The organism is [Mycobacterium] stephanolepidis, from assembly GCF_002356335.1.
In the GTDB taxonomy this organism is placed as follows: domain Bacteria; phylum Actinomycetota; class Actinomycetes; order Mycobacteriales; family Mycobacteriaceae; genus Mycobacterium; species Mycobacterium stephanolepidis.
On the sequence record NZ_AP018165.1, the window covers coordinates 2810967 to 2833699 of the forward strand.

At 64.0% G+C, this 22733-nt stretch carries 23 protein-coding genes and 3 pseudogenes; 9 read left to right on the forward strand and 17 right to left on the reverse strand.

Annotation, left to right across the window (positions count from 1 at the left end; genetic code table 11):
• Positions 1-58 precede the first annotated feature (58 nt).
• Together MSTE_RS13910 and MSTE_RS13915 are read left to right on the forward strand one after the other, a co-directional pair.
• A pseudogene (locus MSTE_RS13910) lies at positions 59-482 on the forward strand (VOC family protein).
• 43 nt (positions 483-525) lie between these two features.
• Positions 526-876, forward strand: a complete 351-nt coding sequence (locus MSTE_RS13915) for a gamma-glutamylcyclotransferase family protein (RefSeq protein ID WP_096505869.1) — start codon at positions 526-528, stop codon at positions 874-876.
• On the opposite strand, the pseudogene MSTE_RS25535 reads toward MSTE_RS13915, so the two are convergent.
• A pseudogene (locus MSTE_RS25535) lies at positions 873-1007 on the reverse strand (alcohol dehydrogenase); the annotation flags it as partial. The gene MSTE_RS13915 and the pseudogene MSTE_RS25535 sit on opposite strands and share 4 nt — an antisense overlap.
• 218 nt (positions 1008-1225) lie before the next feature.
• On the reverse strand, positions 1226-1843 hold the full coding sequence (locus MSTE_RS13925) for a TetR/AcrR family transcriptional regulator (protein WP_096502046.1): 618 nt from the start codon (positions 1841-1843) through the stop codon (positions 1226-1228).
• Positions 1844-1912: 69 nt separating this feature from the next.
• Between MSTE_RS13925 and MSTE_RS13930 the strand changes: the two genes are divergently transcribed.
• From MSTE_RS13930 to MSTE_RS13945, 4 genes are all read left to right on the forward strand, one after another.
• The gene (locus MSTE_RS13930; protein WP_331712796.1) at positions 1913-2452 is read left to right on the forward strand and encodes a peroxiredoxin-like family protein; all 540 of its coding nucleotides are present in this window, start codon (positions 1913-1915) and stop codon (positions 2450-2452) included.
• Positions 2449-3321: an alpha/beta fold hydrolase gene (locus tag MSTE_RS13935; protein ID WP_096502048.1), complete on the forward strand. Its 873-nt coding sequence runs from the start codon at positions 2449-2451 to the stop codon at positions 3319-3321. The genes MSTE_RS13930 and MSTE_RS13935 overlap by 4 nt, the downstream gene beginning before the upstream one ends.
• The gene (locus MSTE_RS25880) at positions 3318-4121 is read left to right on the forward strand and encodes an alpha/beta hydrolase (protein ID WP_408645793.1); all 804 of its coding nucleotides are present in this window, start codon (positions 3318-3320) and stop codon (positions 4119-4121) included. The genes MSTE_RS13935 and MSTE_RS25880 overlap by 4 nt, the downstream gene beginning before the upstream one ends.
• Positions 4122-4470: 349 nt before the next feature.
• Positions 4471-5349, forward strand: a complete 879-nt coding sequence (locus MSTE_RS13945) for a haloalkane dehalogenase (RefSeq protein WP_096502050.1) — start codon at positions 4471-4473, stop codon at positions 5347-5349.
• A gap of 475 nt (positions 5350-5824) precedes the next feature.
• On the opposite strand, the gene MSTE_RS25540 is transcribed toward MSTE_RS13945, so the two are convergent.
• The 3 genes and pseudogenes from MSTE_RS25540 to MSTE_RS25320 form a co-directional block, all read right to left on the reverse strand.
• On the reverse strand, positions 5825-6361 hold the full coding sequence (locus MSTE_RS25540; RefSeq protein ID WP_269458213.1) for a transketolase family protein: 537 nt from the start codon (positions 6359-6361) through the stop codon (positions 5825-5827).
• Positions 6288-7353, reverse strand: a pseudogene (locus MSTE_RS13955) (IS630 family transposase). The gene MSTE_RS25540 and the pseudogene MSTE_RS13955 overlap by 74 nt, the downstream one beginning before the upstream one ends.
• A gap of 146 nt (positions 7354-7499) precedes the next feature.
• Complete coding sequence (locus tag MSTE_RS25320; RefSeq protein ID WP_193442024.1) at positions 7500-7646, reverse strand: hypothetical protein; 147 nt, start codon at positions 7644-7646, stop codon at positions 7500-7502.
• Positions 7647-7707: 61 nt separating this feature from the next.
• Here MSTE_RS25320 and MSTE_RS25325 point away from each other — a divergent pair, with 61 nt between their 5' ends.
• Complete coding sequence (locus MSTE_RS25325) at positions 7708-7968, forward strand: hypothetical protein (protein ID WP_193442025.1); 261 nt, start codon at positions 7708-7710, stop codon at positions 7966-7968.
• 4 nt (positions 7969-7972) lie between these two features.
• Here the strand turns inward: MSTE_RS25325 and MSTE_RS13965 are convergent, their stop codons facing one another.
• The 3 genes from MSTE_RS13965 to MSTE_RS13975 are packed head-to-tail and all read right to left on the reverse strand — an operon-like array spanning position 7973 to position 10343.
• On the reverse strand, positions 7973-8395 hold the full coding sequence (locus MSTE_RS13965; protein ID WP_162291646.1) for a hypothetical protein: 423 nt from the start codon (positions 8393-8395) through the stop codon (positions 7973-7975).
• Between the two features lie 5 nt (positions 8396-8400).
• Complete coding sequence (gene hisS / locus MSTE_RS13970; RefSeq protein WP_096502055.1) at positions 8401-9675, reverse strand: histidine--tRNA ligase; 1275 nt, start codon at positions 9673-9675, stop codon at positions 8401-8403.
• Positions 9675-10343 (reverse strand): MBL fold metallo-hydrolase, encoded by a 669-nt coding sequence (locus tag MSTE_RS13975; RefSeq protein ID WP_096502056.1) that lies wholly within the window; start codon positions 10341-10343, stop codon positions 9675-9677. The genes hisS and MSTE_RS13975 overlap by 1 nt, the downstream gene beginning before the upstream one ends.
• Before the next feature lie 101 nt (positions 10344-10444).
• Here MSTE_RS13975 and MSTE_RS13980 point away from each other — a divergent pair, with 101 nt between their 5' ends.
• Positions 10445-11365 (forward strand): peptidylprolyl isomerase, encoded by a 921-nt coding sequence (locus MSTE_RS13980; protein WP_096502057.1) that lies wholly within the window; start codon positions 10445-10447, stop codon positions 11363-11365.
• A gap of 1 nt (position 11366) precedes the next feature.
• Entirely contained in the window at positions 11367-12236 is an 870-nt protein-coding gene (gene blaMAB, locus MSTE_RS13985) for an MAB family class A beta-lactamase (RefSeq protein WP_096502059.1), read from the forward strand.
• Positions 12237-12261: 25 nt separating this feature from the next.
• Here the strand turns inward: blaMAB and MSTE_RS13990 are convergent, their stop codons facing one another.
• The 9 genes from MSTE_RS13990 to ruvC all read right to left on the reverse strand — a co-directional run bounded on the left by MSTE_RS13990 (position 12262) and on the right by ruvC (position 22653).
• Positions 12262-14628 (reverse strand): RelA/SpoT family protein, encoded by a 2367-nt coding sequence (locus MSTE_RS13990; protein WP_096502060.1) that lies wholly within the window; start codon positions 14626-14628, stop codon positions 12262-12264.
• A 29-nt stretch (positions 14629-14657) separates the two neighbouring features.
• The gene (locus MSTE_RS13995) at positions 14658-15191 is read right to left on the reverse strand and encodes an adenine phosphoribosyltransferase (RefSeq protein ID WP_408645794.1); all 534 of its coding nucleotides are present in this window, start codon (positions 15189-15191) and stop codon (positions 14658-14660) included.
• The gene (locus tag MSTE_RS14000) at positions 15188-16864 is read right to left on the reverse strand and encodes an ABC transporter substrate-binding protein (protein WP_096502064.1); all 1677 of its coding nucleotides are present in this window, start codon (positions 16862-16864) and stop codon (positions 15188-15190) included. Before MSTE_RS14000 ends, MSTE_RS13995 begins: the two co-directional genes overlap by 4 nt.
• Positions 16864-18099, reverse strand: a complete 1236-nt coding sequence (gene secF / locus MSTE_RS14005) for a protein translocase subunit SecF (RefSeq protein ID WP_193442094.1) — start codon at positions 18097-18099, stop codon at positions 16864-16866. Before secF ends, MSTE_RS14000 begins: the two co-directional genes overlap by 1 nt.
• Positions 18100-18116: 17 nt before the next feature.
• Positions 18117-19877 carry a protein translocase subunit SecD gene (gene secD / locus MSTE_RS14010; RefSeq protein WP_096502068.1) on the reverse strand — a complete coding sequence of 587 codons (1761 nt, stop codon included), beginning with the start codon at positions 19875-19877 and terminating at the stop codon, positions 18117-18119.
• 67 nt (positions 19878-19944) lie between these two features.
• Positions 19945-20283, reverse strand: a complete 339-nt coding sequence (gene yajC / locus MSTE_RS14015) for a preprotein translocase subunit YajC (RefSeq protein ID WP_096502070.1) — start codon at positions 20281-20283, stop codon at positions 19945-19947.
• A 149-nt stretch (positions 20284-20432) separates the two neighbouring features.
• Positions 20433-21503, reverse strand: a complete 1071-nt coding sequence (gene ruvB / locus MSTE_RS14020) for a Holliday junction branch migration DNA helicase RuvB (RefSeq protein ID WP_096502072.1) — start codon at positions 21501-21503, stop codon at positions 20433-20435.
• Positions 21500-22099: a Holliday junction branch migration protein RuvA gene (ruvA, locus tag MSTE_RS14025; RefSeq protein WP_096502074.1), complete on the reverse strand. Its 600-nt coding sequence runs from the start codon at positions 22097-22099 to the stop codon at positions 21500-21502. The genes ruvB and ruvA overlap by 4 nt, the downstream gene beginning before the upstream one ends.
• The gene (gene ruvC, locus MSTE_RS14030; protein WP_044103943.1) at positions 22096-22653 is read right to left on the reverse strand and encodes a crossover junction endodeoxyribonuclease RuvC; all 558 of its coding nucleotides are present in this window, start codon (positions 22651-22653) and stop codon (positions 22096-22098) included. Before ruvC ends, ruvA begins: the two co-directional genes overlap by 4 nt.
• Positions 22654-22733: the final 80 nt, after the last annotated feature.

Genomic DNA, 22733 nt, shown 5'->3' on the forward strand with positions numbered 1-22733 from the left:
TCGATACCTCTGTCAATCCCCTCAGCCCGTGTCGGAACGCGAATCTAGGCTGGGTTTCATGAAGCAGCAGTTGCACTTTGTCACCATTGCCGCAACGGATCTGGATGCGACGCGACGTTTCTATGGTGCGTTGGAGTGGACTCCACTGCTCGACGTGGAAGGCGAAATCATCTTCAGCACCCGGGCAGCTGCTGGGCTTCTTCCTGGCAGACAAGTTCAACGAGGATCTCGCCACACCAGGTGACCATTCCCGAGTCTCCGGAATCACCCTGGCCCACAACGTCGATTCTCCCGAGGACGTGACCGCCCTCTCCGACACCTTGGCGGCCGCCGGCGGCACGGTTCTCAAGCCGCCGCAGCCCGGGAAATTCGGCGGGGTGTTCCACTCCCACATTCAGGATCCCAACGGACTGATCTGGGAAATCGCCCATAACCCAGGCTGGCGGATAGGCCCAGACGGTGCCGTGCACCTCGGCGGCTGAACACCCAGATGCACTTCGGGTGATGCCCTGGTTGACTAACCGCGTGACGGATACCGCAACCGAGCTCCTGTTCTCCTACGGCACCCTGCAGCAGGCCGAGGTCCAACGCACCACGTTCGGACAGGAACTGGACGGCCACGCCGATGCCATCGTGGGATTCGATCTGGACTACGTGGCCATCACCGATCCGCATGTCATCGCGACCAGCGGCAGCGACCGCCACCCCATCCTGCGCCCTTCGGCTGATTCCGCCGCGCAGGTCGCGGGCACGGTCTTCTCGATCACCGCCGAGCAGCTGGCGTCCGCCGACGAGTACGAAGTCGATGACTACCAACGTATTTCGGTGCCGTTACGTTCAGGGGCGACGGCCTGGGTCTACATATTCGCCAGCTAATCGAACATGATCACCTGACGGATTGCCAGGCCTTCGGCCAGTAGGTCCATCGCCTCGTTGATGTTCCCGAGTTCGATCCTGGACGAGATGAGTTTGTCTACGGGCAGTTTCCCGGCTCGCCACAGTTGGCTCGCCCATCAGCATGTCATCCATCGAGCCGTACTCACAACCGGCCGGTGTAGGCAGTGGCGGTCGAGCCACAAGGCCGGGATGCCTGCAGTAACGGTGGCGCCGATCAGGACCGGCGCACCGTGCGACTGTCGACGCTAATGCCCAGCAACATCGCAGTGTTGATCGCCCGAGTCTTCGCGACCGATTCGACACAGCAAGGTCCGCTAGCTGTTGTACCTCAAGGCTCGTCATGATCTAGCAGCGCCTTGATACCGTCGAGCAGCGCCCGGGCGTCGGCAGTGTCGCCGGCTCGCGCGCGGGCCTGTACGCCAAGTACACCGGCGCGCAGCGCATCGGCAAGACGTTTCGGTGCCGTGGCTGGCAGTTCCTTCGCATCCGCGGCGCGCTGCAGGGCGGCCGCCAGGCCTTCGCGCAGTCGTTGCATGTGACGTTCGGTAAGGGTCTTGATGCGCGGATCTGCGCCAATCGTGTTCTGCATGGTGTTCCACACCAGGCACCCGGCGTTGCCCAACGGACTGTCGAGCTGCGCTTGGAAGTAGTCGAAAAACGCTCTGACGTCGCTTACGCCATGATGGCCGTGCTCCAGAGGAGCGAACATCTCGTCGGCCCAGGCCAGATACCGCGCCAGCGCTGCCTCGAGGATGTCGGCCTTGGTGCCGAACGTACGGTACAGCGACGAGGCGGAGAGCCCGGTCGCGGCGAGCATCTCCTCCTGGGTGGCTCCGTCGTACCCCTTGCTCCATAGCAGCAAGCACAGCGATGTCAGCGCGTGGTCACGGTCGAACTGCGGTGGGCGTCCGGGGCGTCGGACCTCGGTATCAACAGTGTTTGACATTTAGAGTGAGTCTACTCAATACTCGGCGACAAGGATATGGAGTAGCTTGACTCAATATTGGAGGACGTTGTGCTGAACGCCGGTGACACGATCGGTACGCGGACATTGACGACGATAGAGGGCGTCCACATCGCGCTTCCCGCCGTTGAGGGACTCGTGCACTTGCAGTTTCGACGGTTCGCCGGTTGCCCGATCTGCAACCTGCACCTGCGCGAGGTGGCGTCCCGGCTCGATGAAATCGCCGACGCCGGGGTCACCGAGGTGGTGCTGTTCCATTCTTCTGCCGATCGGCTGCGCCGTTACCTAGATGACTTCCCGTTCGCCGTGGTGGCCGATCCGAAGCGCCGGCTTTACCAGGAATTTGGTATCCACAACTCGATACGCGGGGTCTTCAACCGAGACGTAGCGCGGGCCGTCCGACGCGGTATGGGACAGACGCTGTCGACTCGATCGATAGTCGCCAGCCTGGGACCTACGGAGAATCACTTGAGCATGCCGGCAGATTTTCTCATCGGCCCCAACGGAGAAGTGGTGAACCGCAAATACGGCGAGCACGCCGACGATCAGTGGTCGGTCGACCAGCTGCTACAGCTAGCCACGACGCGATGAGCGTGACGCGGGCGAGTCGACTTCTGGAGAAATACCGTGCGTCGGGCTACACATTCTCCGCTGCTGGAATCCGCTCCTTCGCGCTCGATGAGGGGCCGCGCGACGGCGAGGCGGTGGTGTGTGTCCATGGGGTACCCGCCTCGGCCTATCTATATCGCAAAGTGGTGCCCGAGCTGGCTGCTCGGGGTTTGCGTGGCATCGCCGTTGATCTGCCCGGACTGGGCTTCGCCGATCGGCCCGTGGACGCCGATTACAGCTGGACCGGACTCGGCCGCTGGTTGACATCTGCCATCGACGCGTTGGAGCTAGATCGGTATCACCTGGTGGTGCACGATATCGGCGGCCCGATCGGGTTCGAGGTTGCTGCGGCGGATCCACGGCGGGTCCGGTCTTTGACGGTGCTCAACGCTCCTATTGCCGTAGAGTCGTTTCATAGACCGTGGATGATGGAGCCGTTCGCACATCCACGTCTGGGCGAGGCATGGTTGAAGTCTGCGCAGCTGCCCGGGTCGTTCGCGACGTTGATGCGGTATGCCGGTGTGACGTGGCGGGTACCGGCTGCTGAAATCGCCTGCTACGTACCGCTATTGCTCGGCGATGACGGCGGCCGCGCTTTCCTCAAGATCATGCGGGGCTTTGAGCTGACCGCGGCCAAACAGCGCTGCTACTTGGCAGCGGTGCGCGACACGCCGTACCCGGTGCAAGTGGTGTGGGGAGCAAATGATCCGGGGCTGACCTGGCGTCGCTATGGCGTGCAAGCGCAATTGGCGACCGGGATCGATGATGCGATTCTGTTGCCGGGCAAGCACTTTGTGCAGGAAGAATACCCCAAGCAAATCTCCGATGCCGTAGCGGGGATCGCCCGATGAGGTCTCCGGTTGAGCGGGCCGATATCGGTTTCCGATCGGGCGACGCGCGCTGTGCTGGCTGGTTGTATCCAGCGGGCAGTGTTGAGCAGCCGGCACCATGCGTAGTGATGGGTCACGGGTTCGGCGGGGTAAAGGAGGGCCGTCTCGACGCCTACGCGAAACGCTTTCAGCGCAGCGGATTCGCCGTACTGGTATTCGACTACCGATACTTCGGTGCCAGCACTGGCGAGCCCCGTCAATTGCTAAGAGTCGGTTCCCAGCTGGAGGATTGGGCCAGCACCATCGACTACGCGAGAAGCTTCGAATACGTCGATGACTCTCGGCTCACGGTCTGGGGCTCATCTTTCGGCGGAGGGCACGTGATCAGAGTGGCCGCACGGGACCCAAGAATCGTCGCTGTGATCGCCCAGGTTCCTCACACCAGCGGTCCTGCGTCGGCACGCGCAGCGGGAGCCGCCGCGGGCTTACGGACAGCCGCGGCAGGGGACCGTGACATGCTCGGGGCATTGTTGCGGCGGCCGCCCTATTACGTGCCCGTCGTCGCCCCCCGGCAGTTTAGGGGCGCTGACCAGCCCCGGTGCCCTCCCTGGATACCAGGCAATATATCCCGAGCAGTTCGCCTGGCGCAACGAGATCACCGCGCGCAACTTGCTGACTGCCTCCTTCTACTCACCGAGGCGGGCCGCGACGCGGGCGCAGGTCGCTACAGGCGACCATCCCACCCCTCCAGCACCCGCCGTGCGGGCGGCCCTAAGTGCACCTCAGGGCGAGTTACTGCGCTACCCGATGGGCCACTTTGACATCTACGTAGGTGAGGCCTTCGAGCAGTCCGTGGCCGACCAGATGAGTTTCCTGGCCCGCCACGTCAGCTCGTGCGACGCGTGAGGAGTCTGCCGACCACCCCGGCACCGCAAGAGTTTCGAATCGACTACCAGCGCGAGCTACGCGCGTCGTTGTCCGCGATCTGTGGCGGCGGCGAATCTGGCAATCGGCTCGATGACGCAATCGTATTGATGGCGGCGTGTGCCGGAGGAATGGTGCTGCCCCGCGCTGTCGTTGACCAGGGATTCTCAGCACGGATTCTTCGGGTTGCTCGCGCAGCTGCTTCGAATCTAGTTCATAACCAAGAAGATTGAGAAAGGCACGACCATGGGACCTGTTCCGTACGGGCGTCTGCAGCACAAGCAAATCAACGGCAAAAAGATGGCCTACATCGACGAGGGCGAGGGCGATGCCATCATCTTTCAACACGGCAACCCCACCTCCTCATATCTGTGGCGCAACGTACTGCCCCATCTTGAAGGACTCGGCCGCCTTGTCGCCTGCGACCTTATCGGGATGGGCGGCTCAGACAAGCTCCAGAACTCGGGGCCAGAGCGATACCACTACGCCGAGCACCGCGACTACCTGTTCGCATTGTGGGACGCTCTCGAGCTCGGCGACCGCGTGACGCTAGTACTGCATGACTGGGGCTCGGCGCTGGGTTTTGATTGGGCTAACCAGAACCGTGATCGCGTCGCCGGTATCGCCTACATGGAATCCATTGTCATGCCAATAGATTGGTCGGACTTCCCCGGCGCGGCACGGAGCGCATTCAAGGGATTTCGCTCATCGGAGGGGGAATCGTTGGTGCTGGACCAAAATCTTTTCGTCGAGGCAGTTCTGCCTGGTGCCATTCAGCGCACGCTCAGCGACGAAGAAATGGAACATTACCGCCGGCCCTTCCGCAGCCGTGGCGAGGATCGTCGGCCCACCTTGTCATGGCCGCGCAACTTGCCAATCGACGGAGAACCGACCGATGTTGTGCAGGTCGTCAAGAACTACGGGAAATGGCTCACTGAAAGCGATATACCCAAACTGTTCATCAACGCTGAGCCAGGCGCCATCACACGGGGGCGCGTCAGAGACTTTGCCCGCACCTGGCCCAACCAGACCGAAATCACGGTTCCGGGAACCCATTTCATTCAAGAAGACAGCCCCGACGAAATCGGAGCGGCCCTAGCATCCTTTGTGCGCACGCTGCGATAAAACGCCTCACGGTCGACGTTGCCAACCGCACTGGGAATCACGTTGATGAATAGCGCCGCGAAGTCAGATCACCAGTGAGTCAATCAATCTCGGCGGACCGCTCATTGCGGTGCACCAAATCGATCGGCACCCTCAAAGTGCAGGCAAGCAGCTGGCGCCAGCCTCTCCCAAATCGTGAACGACCCGCGGGGGTCTCTCCCACTCGAAAACCAGATCAGTTGATGGCGTACACGCACACATCGCGCCGTTATGGCTTTGCCTACCAAAATGATCCACGACATGACCGATGAATCTCGCGCCCGCCGAAACCGGACAGGAAGCTCGTCTACACAGTCAAAAACACCGGTAATGCCCACTACCGCGCCGGATGCGACTGCAGTGATGAGATCTTCGAGCGCGGTGGCTCGTGGTGCACTTCCTTTTACGGACTGCGAGCCCTTCGACGAGGGCGATATACCCCGTTGCCTTTGGCGAGTCATCGCCACCAAACCAAAAGGGACGGAATTCGCGCGCCTTCCCGGACTCTGATGGCCCTGCCGAAGGCAATCTGCGAGACCGCCGGATAGACCTCCGGGGCACGACTGCGGCCCAACCGGTTGTACGTCGCGCCGGGGTGGTCCACAGCGGCGCGCAAGATGGCACGCAGGCGGTTCGCATCGGTGGCGTTTACGACCGCCAACTCAGTGAATGTGGGCAACACACTAAGGTCTTCCAGCGCGTGATGGCTCGTGCCGTAGAACCCCATCGACATGCCCGAGCGGTGGCCGACAACCCGCACCGGTATCCGTGGACTGGCGTAGTCGGTGCGAATCTGCTCGGCGCACAACAACGCCGAGAATGAGGCGAAGGTCGCCGCGAAGGGCAGTACTGGAAACCGGAAAAGCGGTTGGCGCCGCGACAGCTGAACCAGAGGCAGTCGTGCAGAATCTGGCTCGAACCTAGTGGCGCGTGTTTGAAGTCTGTTGACGTTCTGCTTTTTTGAGGATTTGATCGGTGGTTTTGGTCCAGACAAACGGATGCGCGCGAGGGTTCCAGCCGTTGATGAAGGTGCGGATTGCGGTGGTCAGATCGCGGACGCTGCCGAAGGCGCCACGGTGGATGCCTTGGCGTTCGATGAACGCCGAACCATACCTCGACTAGGTTCATCCACGATGCCGACGTCGGCGTGAAATATGTTTTGATCCTGGGGTTTTGGGCCAGCCAGTCGCGAACTTCGGTCTTTTTGTGGGCGGCGTAGTTGTCCATCACCAGATGAAGTTCCTGATCCGGATAGGCGCGTGCGAGGTGACGCAGGAAGGCGAGAAACTCCTGATGGCGGTGCCTGGGCTTGCACACTTCGGTCACTTTCCCGGTGGCGACCTCCAAGGCCGCAAACAAGGTGGTGGTGCCGTGACGGACGTAGTCGTGGGTCCGACGCTCGGGCATCCCGATCTGCATGGGCAGCATCGGCGCCCTCCGATCTAACGCCCGGATCTGCGATTTTTCATCGATGCAGAGCACGACCGCATTCTCCGGTGGCGCCAGATACAACCCGACCACATCGGTGACCTTGGCGACCAGTTCGGGATCGGTCGAGAACTTGAACGTCTCGACGCGCCACGGCGCCACCCCATACTCACGCCACGCCTTGGCCACCGCCGAAAAACTGATCCCCAAATGATCGGCCAACAGCCGAGAACTCCGATGTGTCACACCTAGTGTCGCAGGTGAAGGCCGCAACGTCGCAGACACAATCTCGCCATGATCTAGCGTGCGCGAACGGCCAGAACGCGCCAGATCAACCAGCCCGACGATTCCCGATTCACCGTACCGAGCCCGCCACGAAATCACCGTCGGACGCGAAACCCCTGTCCGCGAAGCGATCTCAGTGTTCGAAACACCATCGGCGGCAAGCAACACAATCCGCGCCCGCTGCGCCAACCCCGCCATCACCGTCGAGGACCGCGTCAACGACACCAACTTCTCCCGGTCCCCATCCCACAAACCCAACGGAGCCACTCGCATACATCATTGCCCCAAAGCAACACCGTAAAGCCACTTCAAACACGCGCCACTAGGTATCACCGATACTGACCGATGTGATCCAGGTACTGCTGGCGACAAGCTTCTTCGCGTGCGTTGCTGTCCTTCCACAATCTGGATACCAGATATCAATTTACCTTGGCCACAAAGGGTTTACTGCCCAGCACATTGGCCGTGATCGACCGGCTCCGCACACCATCGCGATCGTCATTGACCTTCACGACGATTTCATTGATCGCGATGGTCGTCATCAGCATCATCGGGTGAGACCCCATCACACATACATATGTGCGGTGTACGGTCTCATCGACACTCGGACTTGTCGCCCTCGTGGCGATGACCAGCTTGGCGGTAATCGTGTTCTTCGGAAACTCCGAGCGTGCGCCGAATCTCTGGCACAGCACCATTGCGCCGGGACTCTCGTTCATCGGACTCACGGCGGTGCTGTTGCTGGTGGTCAAAAACTTCCCACTGCTGGTAGGCGACACCACGACGGCGGCGATGCTGGGCGGGCTCATCGTGGCGATCTTCGTGTCCGGGCTGGCCGTGGCCGAGCGTGTCCGGCCTGAGCTATACCGGGCGCTGACTAGGGGCTAGCGGATTACCACTTTCGCAGCGAGCAGGTGACGGCGGTTTCGCCGTTGGCCTGGGTGGCCAGGGCACCATCCACGTACACCTCGCAGTGGAAGACGGGTGCGCCGGTAACGGCCTTGGCCGCCGCGCTCGCGCTCACATATGCCCACTGAGTCGGATCGTTCAGCGTGGTCTCCACGACGAATGGCGCATCGGGTGCGATGCGGGTCGATGCACGCACCAGGTACTTGCTCGATTCCGTGTCGTACGCCGACGCGCTCGGCGGCTCGTTCTGCAGCACAAGGGTCTGCGACAGGAAGTCACGATCGGAACTGATCACATACTTCACCTGGTGCGGTGCCGCCTGCGCCATCGGGGCCATGGCCATCGGCGACAGCGTCAACGTTGCGGTACTGGCCGTGGCGAGCAGAGCTGATGTGATACGTCCCATACGTGTCATATCCGCGATGCTAGCCGCGCCGTTACTTCGTCGACAATCGAACCGATCGGCACAGGCTGCTGAACTCCGTCCGCCAGCGTCTTGAGCTCGACGTTTCCATCACCGATTTCGCGGTCTCCGGCGACCAGTGCAATCGAGGCTCCGGAGCGGTCCGCACCGCGCATCGCTCCTTTGAGCCCGCGGTCGCCGTACGCGATATCGGTGCGGATACCCGCTGTGCGCAGTTGCGCCGCCACCTTGACGAGCGCCGATTTCGCGTCCTGCCCGAGGGGCACACAGAACACCTCGCAGCGACCGCTATCACCCACCGTCACGCCCTCGGCCTGCAGGGCGAGCAGGGTTCTGTCCACGCCGAGCCCAAATCCGATACCCGACAACGACTGTCCACCAAGCTGCGCCATCAGGCCGTCGTAGCGCCCACCGCCACCGATCCCGGACTGCGCACCGAGACCGTCATGCACAAACTCGAATGTGGTCTTTGTGTAGTAGTCAAGGCCGCGCACCAGCCGGGGGTTCACCACGTATTGCACGCCCAGCGCATCCAGATGGCCCAGAACCTGATCGAAATGCGCTTTGGACTCCTCGGAGAGATGGTCGAGCATGAGTGGCGCATCGGCCGTCATCTCTCGCACCTCGGGGCGCTTGTCGTCGAGCACCCGAATGGGGTTGATACGGGCCCGCTCTCGCGTCGCCTCGTCCAGATCCAAGCCGAAGAGGAATTCCTGCAATAAGTCTCGGTACTGCGGGCGGCAGGAGGCATCGCCCAGCGAGCTGATCTCCAACCGGAAGCCGGTCAGGCCCAGGGAGCGATAACCGGCGTCGGCGATAGCGATCACCTCGGCGTCCAGGGCCGGATCGTCCACACCGATGGCTTCCACACCGACCTGCTGCAGCTGACGGTAGCGACCGGCCTGTGGTCGCTCATACCGGAAAAAGGGACCGGCGTAACGCAGTTTCATCGGAAGCTGGCCACGGTCCAGGCCATGCTCGATGACCGCACGCATCACTGAGGCAGTGCCCTCCGGACGCAAGGTCACCGACCGATCACCCCGGTCGGCGAAGGTGTACATCTCCTTGCTCACCACATCGGTGGACTCGCCCACTCCACGCGCGAACAGCCCGGTGTCCTCGAACACGGGCAGCTCGATGTAGCCGTACCCGGCCAGCCGCGCCTGCTCCAATAGCCCGTCACGGACAGCCAGGAACTGCGCGGAGTCCGGCGGCACATAATCCGGGATGCCCTTGGGGGCACTAAAAGTCTTCTCGCTCACTAGATTCCCTCGAGGAACGGGTTGGCGCGGCGCTCATCGCCGATGCTTGTGGCGTTGCCGTGCCCCGGCAGCACGACGGTGGAGTCGTCGCGGGTAAGCAACTTGGCCGCAATCGAATCGAGCAGCTGCTGGTGGCTTCCGCCGGGTAGATCGGTGCGCCCGATCGACATCTGGAAGAGCGTGTCTCCGCTGAACACCACGTCGATGGGCCCGTTGTCACTGTCGACCTCGATGCCGAACACCACAGAACCGCGGGTGTGCCCCGGCGTGTGGTCGACGGTGAGAGTGATCCCGGCGAGCTCGAGCTTGTCCCCGTCACCGATCTCGACGAGCTCCTTGGGCTCGGTGAACTCCATGCCCTGGATGAACTGAGCCAGACCCGGACCGATGCCGGCAAGCGGGTCGGCGAGCATCACGCGGTCGTCGGGGTGGATGTAGACGGGAATCCCGTACTCATCGGCCAGCGGCTGCGCGGTCCAGGTGTGATCCAGATGCCCATGGGTGAGCAGCACCGCCTCAGGGATGAGGTCGCGCTCGGCGAGGATCTCCTTGACGCCAGGGATCGCCTCCTGGCCGGGGTCGACGATGACGGCGGGGCCGCCCTCGTGGGGCGCCACGATATAGCAGTTCGTGGCGAACATGCCCGCGGGAAAACCGGTGATCAGCACCCGACCAGCTTAGGCGGCGGGTCCTGCCCCATCTCTCAGGTGTGGCTGGCACACTCTCTGGCGACCCAAATTCTTCAACGGAAGCCCTAAAGGAGAACCCGGTGCCGACCAACGAGCAGCGACGCCAGACTGCCAAGCGCAAGCTGGAGCGACAGCTGGAGAACCGTGCAGAGCGCGCCCGTAAGCAGCGGATCTGGGCGATCAGCGGTGCCGCGGTCGTCGCAGTCGTCGTCGCAGTGGCCATCACCGCGTGGTTGGCCATCAGCAAGAGCGACAAGACCGATGCGGCTCTGGACACCTCCACCACCCCGGTCTCCACGGTCGACGCGCCACCGACGTCCTCGTTGCCGACACCCGATGAGCCGCCCGTCACCGGCCCCGCGCTTCCGAAGTTCGTACCGTCCGCCGAGGTGGGCGCCAACTGTCAGTACCGGCCGGCCGACGCGCCCGCCAAGACCATCGAGAAGCAGATGCCGCGGTCCGGCAAGATCCCCACCGAGCCGGCGACTCTCACCGCCAGCGTGAAGACCAGCCAGGGCAACATCGGCCTTGTCCTGGACAACGCCAAGGCGCCGTGCACGGTGAACAGCTTCGCCAGCCTGGCACAGGGCGGGTACTTCGACGACACCGTCTGCCACCGCATCACCAGCGGCGGGTTGTCGGTACTGCAGTGTGGCGACCCCAAGGGCACCGGTTCGGGCGGTCCGGGATACGAGTTCGACAACGAGTACCCCACCACTGCGTACAAGGCCGATGATCCGGCCGCCCAGCAAGCCGTCGTCTATCCGGCCGGCACGTTGGCGATGGCCAACGCGGGCCCAGGGACCAACGGCAGCCAGTTCTTCATGGTCTACAAGGATTCCAAGCTGCCGCCGCAGTACACGGTGTTCGGCACCATCGACAAGACCGGTATGGACACCCTCGCCAAGATCGCCAAGAACGGGATCAAACCCGGGCCGCGTGGCGCGGGCGATGGCGCACCCGCGCAAGAAGTGAAGATCATCGATCTGCAGCTCGACTGACATGATCTCGCGTCGCACAGTGCTCATCGGCGGCTTGTCGGCAGTTACTCTGGCGGCTGTCGGTTGTTCACGAAGCACCGACAACCAAACTTCACCATCCGAACTCGCCTCCCTCGAAAAGGATTTCGGTGGACGTGTCGGCGTGTTCGCGCTGGACACCGGATCGGGTGCCACGCTGGGGCACCGGGCAAATGAACGCTTCCTGATGTGCTCCACGGTGAAGACCTTCATCGTGTCGGCCATCCTGCACCGCCGCCTGAGCGAACCGGGGCTGCTGGACAAGCGGATTCAGTACGCGCAGTCCGACCTCATGGAGTGGGCACCGATCACGTCCCAGCATGTGGCCGAGGGCATGACCGTCTCGGAACTGTGCGATGCGACCCTGCGCTACAGCGACAACACCGGCGCCAACCTGTTGATCGCGCAGCTCGGCGGCCCGAAGCAGACGGAGAAGTTCGTTCGAAGCCTGGGCGACAACGTCTCTCGCATGGATCGCACCGAAGATCAGCTGAACATCCCGGACGGCGATCTGGACACCTCGACCCCTCAGCAGCTGGTGACCAATCTGCGCAGGCTGGTGCTCGACGAGGGGCTCGACGCGCAGGGCCGCGATCTGCTCACCGACTGGTTGAAGCGCAACACCACCGGCGACCAGTCGATTCGGGCGGGAGTCCCGACCGGATGGACGGTCGGGGACAAGACCGGCAGCGGGTTCAAGGGCGAGACCAATGACATCGCGGTGATCTGGTCGACCGGGCGTGCGCCGATTGTCGTCGCCGTGCTGACGGTCCCCGATGATCCGAAGTCCACTCAGGGCAAGCCAACCATCGCCGCGGCCACCCGGATCGCGCTGAAGGCATTCGGCGCCTAGTCGTCTGACACGCCGGTAGACCGGGTTAGGCCGCCGACGTCACCCGATAGACGTCGTAGACGCCCTCGACGTTGCGCACAACGTTGAGAACGTGTCCCAGATGCTTCGGGTCGCCCATCTCAAAGGTGAAGCGGCTGATGGCCACGCGATCATTCGAGGTGGTCACCGAGGCCGACAGGATGTTCACCCGTTCATCGGCCAAGGCACGCGTCACATCGGAGAGCAACCGGTGCCGGTCCAGCGCCTCCACCTGGATGGCGACCAGGAAGACCGAGGACGCCGACGGCGCCCAATTCACTTCGATGATCCGTTCCGATTGCTGCTGCAGAGATTCGGCGTTGGTGCAGTCGGTGCGGTGCACGCTGACTCCCCCGCCGCGCGTGACGAATCCAAGGATCTGATCCCCGGGCACCGGGGTGCAGCATTTCGCGAGCTTGGTCAGCACACCCGGTGCGCCCGGCACGGCCACGCCGACATCATCGGAACGCCGCTGGCGAATGGGCATGGTCGACGGAGTGGACCGTTCGGCCAATTCCTCCTCGGCACTGTCCACACCACCGAGCTGAGCGACCAGGCGCTGCACCACATGCCGCGCCGACACATGCCCCTCGCCCACCGCGGTGTAGAGCTGCGAGGTGTCCTGGTAGCGCAGCTCGCGAGCCAGCGAGGCCATACCCTCGCCATTGACCAGGCGCTGCAACGGAAGTCCACCACGGCGTACCTCGCGCGCGATGGCGTCCTTACCCGCCTCGAGGGCCTCTTCGCGGCGCTCCTTGGCGAACCACTGCCGGATCTTCGCCTTCGCGCGCGGCGACACCACGAAGGTCTGCCAGTCGCGTGAGGGACCGGCGTTGGCGGCCTTGGAGGTGAAAACCTCGACCACTTCCCCGTTTTCGAGCTTGCGCTCCAGCGCCACCAGCCGTCCGTTGACGCGCGCGCCGATGCAGCGATGCCCCACCTCGGTGTGCACCGCGTACGCGAAGTCGACGGGGGTCGACCCGGCGGGCAAGGTGATGACGTCACCCTTGGGGGTGAAGACGAATATCTCCTGCACCGCCAGGTCGTAACGCAACGATTCCAGGAATTCGCCCGGGTCGGCGGCCTCACGCTGCCAGTCGAGCAGCTGACGCATCCACGCCATATCGTCGATCTCGGCAGCCGCGTGAGACTGCGGTACCGCGTTGCGGCCCTTGGCTTCCTTGTACCGCCAGTGCGCGGCAATGCCGTATTCGGCGGTGCGGTGCATATCGCGGGTACGGATCTGCACCTCCAGCGGCTTGCCCTCGGGGCCCACGACGGTGGTGTGCAAAGACTGGTAGACACCGAAACGCGGCTGAGCGATGTAGTCCTTGAACCGGCCGGCCATCGGCTGCCATAAGGAGTGCACCACGCCGACCGCGGCGTAACAGTCACGAATCTCGTCGCACAGAATCCGGACACCCACCAGGTCGTGGATATCGTCGAAGTCACGGCCTTTGACGATCATCTTCTGATAGATCGACCAGTAGTGCTTGGGGCGCCCCTCAACGACGGCACTGATTCGCGAACCATTCAGCGTGGCAACGATTTCCGCACGCACCTTGGCCAGATAGGTGTCGCGCGACGGTGCCCGGTCGGCGACCAGCCGCACGATCTCCTCGTACTTCTTGGGGTGCAGAATCGCGAAGGACAGATCTTCGAGCTCCCACTTGACCGTTGCCATACCCAGGCGATGCGCCAGTGGCGCAATGACTTCGAGCGTCTCGCGGGCCTTGCGCGCCTGCTTCTCCGGAGGCAGGAACCGCATGGTGCGCATGTTGTGCAGCCGGTCGGCGACCTTGATCACCAGCACTCGCGGGTCGCGCGCCATCGCGATGATCATCTTGCGGATGGTTTCGCCCTCGGCCGCGTTGCCCAGCACCACTTTGTCGAGCTTGGTCACGCCGTCGACCAGGTGGGCGACTTCGGTGCCGAATTCGGTGGTCAGCTGCTCCAGGCTGTAGCCGGTGTCCTCGACGGTGTCATGCAGGATCGCGGCAACCAAGGTGGTGGTGTCCATGCCCAGCTCCGCCAGGATGTTGGCCACGGCGATCGGGTGGGTGATATAGGGATCGCCCGACTTGCGGAACTGTTCGGCATGCCGGCTCTCTGCCACCTCGTACGCGCGCTGCAGCACCGAACGGTCGGCCTTGGGGTAGAACTCACGATGGACGGCAAGCAGCGGCTCCAGGACCGGGCTGACGGCGCCACGCTGGGCTGTCATCCGGCGGGCCAGCCGGGCCCGCACCCGGCGCGATGCACTCATGGTGCCGCTGACCCGCAGCGAATCTGACGTCGGCGTGGCTGGATCGCTCACGACAGGCAGGGATTCGACCGCGACCTGATTCTCGCTGGGCGCTTGCTCGTCAGCCACGGTTCACCTCCTACCGCCTAGATTAACGCTCAGATCACACGGAGCGCAGTTAATGGCAGCGGCGCCACGACCGCCCGGCCGCCAAGATCAGCGAGTTCCAGAACAACACCGGCACTGACGACCTCTGCTCCAGCGCCGCTCAAGAGCTTCACCGTCGCCGCGAGTGTGCCTCCGGTGGCCAGCACATCGTCGATGATCGCCACGCGGTGGCCGGTCAGGTCCACCCCGTCAGCGGGAATCTCCAGCGCCGCGGTGCCGTACTCGAGTTGATAGGTCTGGGAATGCACCGGCGGTGGCAACTTTCCGGCCTTACGTACCGCCAGGACGCCCACTCCCAGGCGGATCGCCACGGCCGCACCCAACAGAAAGCCCCGGGCGTCGATACCGGCGATGAGCGTGGCGCCCGAGGCCGCCTGCGCCAACGCATCGGTGACCTGCGAGAGGCCATCGGCGTCGGCGAACAACGGCGTCAGATCCTTGAACTGGACCCCGGGCTCGGGGAAGTCGGAGACCTTACGGGTCAGCCCGTCGATGAGCGCCGTCACGGCGTCGGCAGAGGTCACGCGGGCAACACCCAACGATCCATGTTCCAGCCGGCACCCCATCTGGTGACGCTCGGGGTGGCGGCGTACATCGTCTTGGGTGCGATCAGTACGCGCGGCTGCCGGTACAGCGGCAGTGTCGGCAGGTCATTCCACAGAATCGCCGAAGCATCGGCGAGCAGCCTGCTCTGATCCCGGGCGTTGGTGGTCACCGCCAAAGCAGCGATGATGCCGTCGATCTGGCCGTTGGCGTAGTTCGCCGGGTTCTTCCCCTCGCGGGAACGCAGAGCATACGCATCCATGAGCCACGAACCCGTCGACCCACTTCCGGGGGCTCCGCCGATGGAGCTGAGCAGCGCATCAATCTGATTGTTCCGCAACGACTGTGGGGTGATCTCGGGTGAGCTGACGTCCTGCACGGTGATTCCGGCGGGTTCGCAGGCCTGCGCCATGGCAGACACGATGGCCGCGCGGCGCGGGTTGGGCGCCTGGTACCCCACCCGGACTGTCAACGGACGATTGGCCGCGGCAGCACGGGCCGCGACGGGGTCCGAACGCATGAACCGTCCCGCTTCGGCGGCGGCCTCCACCGAGGCGAACGAGTCCCCGATGCTGGTATCCAGTCGCGCGTTCATCACCGGCACCCCGGCGATTCCCGCGATGGCATCACGCGGCGTGCACAGCGCGACCGCGCGGCGCAGGTCGGGAGCTCCGACCGATCCCCCGGCGCCGAAGACGAGTTGTTCCACACCGGAACCGGGCTCCTCGGTACGCGCGAACCCGTCAGGCGCGGTGAGCGTCCCGGCTGATCCGGCAGCGACGTCGACAACCTCAAGATCACCGTCGGACAGCCGCTTTTGCACGTCGATCCCGCTGGGCCACACCGTGACCCGCTTGGTCACCGGCGGGCTCCCCCACCACTTGTCGTTGGCGACAAGCACAACCGAACCGTCGTCGTTGTATCCGTCGAGCTTGTAGGGCCCCGACGAGGGGAACTTCGAGAGGTCCAGATCGGAGCCGAGATTCCACTGGTTGTTCCAGAACTCGGCGATCTTCTGCAGTGTCGGAACGTCATTGGCGGAGATGGCGCCGATCAGGTCCACGCCCCCACCGAGCTTGTCGGCAATCACATGCCACGGCAACATCGTGGTGGCGGCGAACAGCTGGGTCCAGTCGGTGAAGGCTCGATCCGGCGCAAAGGTCACCCGTGCGGTCTTCTGCCCGGGCTTGCAATCCACCGTGGAGATGTCGGCGTATCCCGCGGTGCTTGCCGCATCGAAGTCGGGCAGCCTGCCGGATTGCGCGAACCAGGACAACACCATGTCTTCACAGGTCACCGGCTTGCCGTCGGAGTAGACGGCCTTTTCGTTGATGGTGTAGTCGAGCACCAACGGAATGCGGCCGACGACCTCGACGCTGCCGAAGTCGTGGTCGGCGATCACCTGACCGTCGGGTCCGTGGAAGCCGAACCCGGTGAGCACTCGATTGAAGGCCTGCGCCCCTGCCGAGGCATTCCCCGCAACACTGTTGACGTTGTAGGTCGTGAGCCGGCCATCGACGGCGTAGTCGAGCGTTTTTGCCGCCGAGGTCCAACACGAGGTCAGTAACCCCGCCGCGAGTAGCACCGTGGTCGCGATGGCGCCGATTCGAGCGATCCGTCTTGCCCCGGTCCGTGCTGGACTCCGTGAATCCATCAGTGCCGCCGAACGTTCCGCTTACCTTGAGGGCGGGCACCGGGCCTGGGTTTCGCCGGTCGCACCGTGGTTGTCGAGGTGTCGGCGGTAGCCGATGTCGCCGCCTTGGTTCCCGAGCCGGAATCGGCCAGGGCTGCGGCGTCCGGCTTGCGGCGGCTCAGCACCTTCTTGGTGTGGCTCGCCACCAGCTCGGTGCGCTCACGCAATGCTACCAACAGCGGGGTCGCGAAGAAGATGGACGAATACGTGCCCACCAGGATGCCGACAAGCTGAACCAGTGCAAGGTCTTTCAGAGTGCCCACACCCAGCAGCCAGATGGCCACCACGATGAGCGAGAGCACCGGGATCACCGAGATGAGGCTGGTGTTGATGGAGCGCATGAAGGTCTGGTTCACGGCCAGGTTGGCGTGTTCGGCGAAGGTGCGCCGCGACGTGTGCTGGAATCCGTGCGTGTTTTCCTCGACCTTGTCGAACACGATCACGGTGTCGTACAAGGAGAATCCGAGGATCGTGAGCAGTCCGATCACTGTCGCCGGGGTGACCTCGAAGCCCACCAGCGAGTACACACCCGCGGTGACCAGCAGGTCGAAGACCAGCGCGGCCAACGCGGCGACGGCCATGTAGCGCTCGTAACGTACCGCGATGTAGATACCGGACAGCACCAGGAACACGCCCAGCGCCCACAGCGCCTTGTTGGTGATCTGCCCGCCCCAGGTCTCCGATACGGCCGAATCGGAGATGGCGTTGATGGACGGTTTGCCGTCAGATCCCTTGGGCGCGAACCGGTCGAAGAGCGCCTTGTGGAGCTTCGCCGATTCCTCGTTGTCGAGCGTCTCGGTGCGAATCTGAATCGAGGCCGAGTCGCCGGTTCCAGTGACGACGATCGATTCGGCGTCGCGGCCCAGTGTTTGACTGAAGACGTCCTCGGTCTGCTGGACGGTGGCCTCGCCCTTCGGGAACGACACCTTGGTGCCGCCCTCGAAGTCGATACCGAAGACGAATCCCTTGATCGCGATCGACAAGATCGCGACAACCATGAACGCGCCACTGATCGCGAACCACAGGGTGCGCTTGCCGACGACGTCGACGGCACCGGTTCCGGTGTACAGGCGGTAGAAGAACCCGTGTTCTGGTGCCGCAGTGGCGGTTTCGATCGCGCTGGACTTGACTTCCGTTGCGGTGGCCTTGTCCGTGCCGTCCGCGACGTCCTTTTCGGTGCCGTTCCCGTTGCTCACGGTGTCGTTGCTGGTGCTCATGCGTGTGCCGCCGCCTTACGTTCGCGGGCAATCTGCTGGACCGCGCCAAGCCCGTTGTACACGGGCTTGGACAGGGTCGCGGACTTGGAGGACAGGTAGACAAGCGGCCACGTCACCAGGAACACCACCACGACGTCCAAGATGGTGGTGAGGCCGAGGGTGAACGCGAAGCCCTTCACCTGCCCGATAGCGAGCGCGTAGAGCACCACGGCGGCCAGCAGGGTCACCGCGTTACCCGACAGGATCGTCTTCCGGGCGCGGGCCCAACCGCGCGGCACCGCCGAACGGTAGGAACGCCCTTCTCGTATCTCATCTTTGATGCGCTCGAAGAACACCACGAAGGAGTCCGCGGTGGTACCGATGCCGATGATCAAACCGGCAATGCCGGCCAGGTCCAGGGTGTACGAGATGTACCGACCCAACAGGACCAGGATGGCGAACACCATGGCGCCGGAGGCAACCAGGGACAGCGCGGTCAGGATGCCGAGCACGCGGTAATAGATCAGTGAGTACAGCAGCACAATCGCCAATCCGATGGCACCCGCGATCAGACCTGCCTTGAGCGAGGTCAATCCGAGTGTGGCCGAAACAGTTTCGGCATCGGAGGATTCAAACGACAGTGGCAGTGAGCCGTACTTGAGCGCCGCGGCAAGCTGCTTGGCCGAGTCGGACGTGAACTGCCCACTGATTTCGGTCTTGCCGCCCGGGATGGGTTCGCGGATGGCCGGAGCACTGATCACCTTGGAGTCCAACGTGAATGCCGTTTGGGTGCCCTGCTGCCAATGCGCAGAGGTGTAGTCGGCCCAGATCTTCGCGCCGGTGGGCTTGAATTCCATGCTCACCACATAGATACCGCGCTGCTGGTCGAGTCCGGAACTGGCGTCCTTGATCTCTTCGCCGCTGATGATCGACTTGTCCAGCAGGTAGGCGGCCTTGCCGCCCTGGCTGTCGTCACCGCAGGTGACCAACGGAAGGTTCGGATCGTCGTTGCCCGCGAGCGGGTCATCGGGGTCGAAGCAGCGCGAGGACTGGACCTGGAGGGCCAGCATCTGAATCCGCGGATCCTCGCTCTGTCTGATCTGCTTCTCGAAGTCGATCAGCTGCTTGCGTTCCTCACCGCTACCCGGCTTGGGCGGCAGATCGGCGGGAGGGGCGGCCGGAGACGTTGTGGCATTCGGCGTCGCGGGCTGCGTCGCCGGTGCGGGTGGCGGCGGCGGTGTGGTGGTTTGCGCCGGATACGGACGCGGCTGCGGTTTCGGTGAAGGCGCCGCGGGTGCGGGCTTTCCACCACCGGGCTCTGGTGGTGTCGCCTCCTGGCCGGCGCCGCCGGGCTGACCGCCCTGCGGGGCCCCGGCCTGGGGGTTCTCCCGGGGCTGCGCCGGCACCATCTGGATGACGGGCCGGATGTAGAGCTTGGCGGTCTGACCGAGGTTCCGGGCCTCGCTGCCGTCGTTACCCGGCACGGTGATGACGAGGTTGTCGCCATCGATGATGACCTCGGACCCGGAGACTCCGAGTCCGTTGACGCGCGCGTTGATGATCTGCTGCGCCTGCGTCAGTGCTTCCTTGGTCGGCTTGGAACCGTCAGGGGTGCGCGCCGTCAGCGTGACGCGGGTTCCGCCCTGCAGGTCGATACCGAGCTTGGGTTTGGCGTGCTTGTCGCCGGTCAGAAACACCAGCAGATAAGCGCCGATCAGCAACACCAGGAAGGCAGCTAGATAACGCGCGGGGTGCACAGGGGCCGATGGCGAGGCCACGTGTCCGGTCTCCTTGCTTGTCGAGGGCGGGTCGGGAGGCTTTCAGGGTTGAGTAGCGGCGGAGCCGTTACTCCTTGGTCAGCTCGACCCCGGAGCTCTCGACGTCGCGCGACGCCTCGTCAGCGGTGTCATCAGCGTCCGCGGCCTCATCGACGATCTTGTCGCGGATCGCGAGCTTCATCCAGCGCGTCACGACACCCGGCGCGATCTCCAGGTCCACGGTGTCGTCGGTGACGGCGGCGATGGTGCCCTGCAGGCCGGAGGTGGTGTGCACCCGGTCACCGATTGCCAGGGAGTCGTGCAGCTCGATGGTGGCGTCCAGAGCTTTGCGCTGCCGCCGGTTCGCGAAGAAGAGGAATGCGCCCATAACGAGGATGAGCGGCAAAAAGACGATGATCGATTCCATGGCGGCTTTCGGGATTCTTTCCGTTGGGTCTTCACGAGGGCAGGCACGGTCTGCGTGAAACAAGCACGCGACAAGTCACCAGTGTGCCATCCGACTCTGTGGAATTGACGCGAACCCCGGACCTGCGCGTCCTGGACTCAGGTGTCCTCTCAATCGAACAGCCCGGCCTGCCCCAGCACTTGCGGCGGCGGGGTGAGACCCAGATGCGTCCACGCCAACGCCGTCGCCACCCGCCCGCGCGGCGTTCGCGCGAGCATCCCGGCACGCACCAGGAACGGCTCGCATACCTCTTCGACGGTGGTCGATTCCTCCCCGACGGCAACCGCCAAAGTCGACAAACCCACCGGGCCGCCGCCGAAGCTGCGAGTCAGCGCGGAAAGCACGGCCCGGTCCAGGCGATCCAGCCCGAGCTCATCGACGTCGTAGACCTCCAGAGCGGACTTCGCGACGTCCACGGTGATGACGCCGTCGGCACGCACTTCCGCGTAGTCACGGACCCGGCGCAACAATCGGTTGGAGATGCGCGGGGTGCCGCGCGAACGCCGGGCGATCTCCACGCCCGCGTCGGCCCCCAGCTCGATGCCGAGGATTCCCGCCGATCGAGCCAGCACGAGTTCGAGCTCTTCGGACTCATAGAAGTCCATGTGCGCCGTGAATCCGAAGCGGTCACGCAGCGGCCCGGTCAGCGACCCCGAACGGGTTGTCGCGCCGACCAACGTGAAGGGCGCCACCTCCAGGGGAATCGAGGTGGCACCGGGGCCCTTGCCGACGACGATGTCGACCCGGAAGTCCTCCATGGCCAGGTACAGCATCTCCTCGGCAGGCCGGGCGATGCGGTGAATCTCGTCGATGAAGAGCACATCGTTTTCGACGAGATTGCTCAGCATCGCCGCGAGGTCACCCGCCCGCTCCAGCGCCGGACCCGAGGTCACCCGCAGCGAGGAGCCCAGTTCGGCGGCGATGATCATCGCCAGCGAGGTCTTCCCCAGCCCGGGCGGCCCGGATAACAGGATGTGATCGGGGGTACCGCCGCGATTCTTCGCGCCGGACAGCACCAGATCCAGCTGCTCACGCACGCGCGGCTGGCCGATGAACTCTCGCAGCGACTTGGGCCGCAGTCCGGCGTCGATATCGTTCTCACCGACCGTGAGCGCACCAGACATCTCGGGGCCGGCATCGAAGTCGTCCTCCGCGCCGTCGAACTCGTCGAAGCGGCTCATCGTGTCTTACCCAGCAACGTCAGCGCCGACCGCAGCACGGTCGAGGTATCCCCTTCGGAATTGTCTTGAGCCAGAACGGTGTCGGTGGCCTGTTCGGCTTGTTTGGCGGCGAATCCGAGGCCGATGAGCGCCTCGACGACCTGCGTGCGCACCAGCGATGCGGTACCCCGGCCCAGCTCGGTGGTGCCACCGGGAGCTGCTGCCACCTTCTCGCGCAGCTCCAGCACCATGCGCTCGGCGCCACGCTTGCCGATCCCCGGCACCCGGGTCAGCGCATTGACATCGCCATCGGCCAGCGCCTGGCGTAGGGCCGATGCGTCGTAGACCGCGAGCGTGGCCATCGCGATCTTGGGCCCCACACCGGAGACACTGAGCAGTGTCAGGAACAGATCGCGAGCATCGGTATCGGTGAAGCCGTACAACGTCATCGAGTCCTCGCGGACGATCATCGCCGTGATCAGCCGCACCTGGGTGCCGCGCCGTAGCGTCGACAGCGTGGCCGGGGTGGCGTTGACGCGGTATCCGACCCCGGCGGCCTCGATCACCACATGATCGAGCGCGATGTCGATGACCTCGCCATTGACCGAAGCAATCATCGGGCTACCGCCTTCATTCGGGCCGCGAAGGCTTTCCGCTGCTCTTCGGCGGCGGCCTCCGCTTTCGCCATTCTCGCCAGCATGGGCGCACGCCAGCAGTGACAAATCGCCAGGGCCAGGGCGTCGGCCGCGTCGGCGGGCTTCGGCGCCGTCTGCAGCTGCAGGATGCGTGTGATCATTGCGGTCACTTGGGATTTATCTGCCCGACCGTTGCCGGTGACGGCCGCCTTGACCTCCGACGGGGTGTGGAAATACACCTCGATACCCCGCTTCGCGGCGCTGAGCGCAACTATTCCGCCCGCTTGGGCGGTACCCATCACCGTCGATACGTTCTGCTGAGCGAACACGCGCTCGATGGCCACCACGTCGGGACGGTGGGTGTCCATCCAATGCTCTACGACCTCGCTGATCGCCAAAAGTCGTTGCGGCAGAGGCTGATTGGCCGGGGTGCGCACGACGTCGACATCCAGGGCCACCACCTTGCGACCCGAGGAGGCCTCGACCATGGACAGACCACACCGGGTGAGCCCCGGGTCGACTCCCATCACTCGCACGCGCCAGCCCTCTCGCCGTAGAACAGTTGTTCGATAGCATATCGAGAGAGCTCGCCCATTCGGCACAGCAACACGCGAGG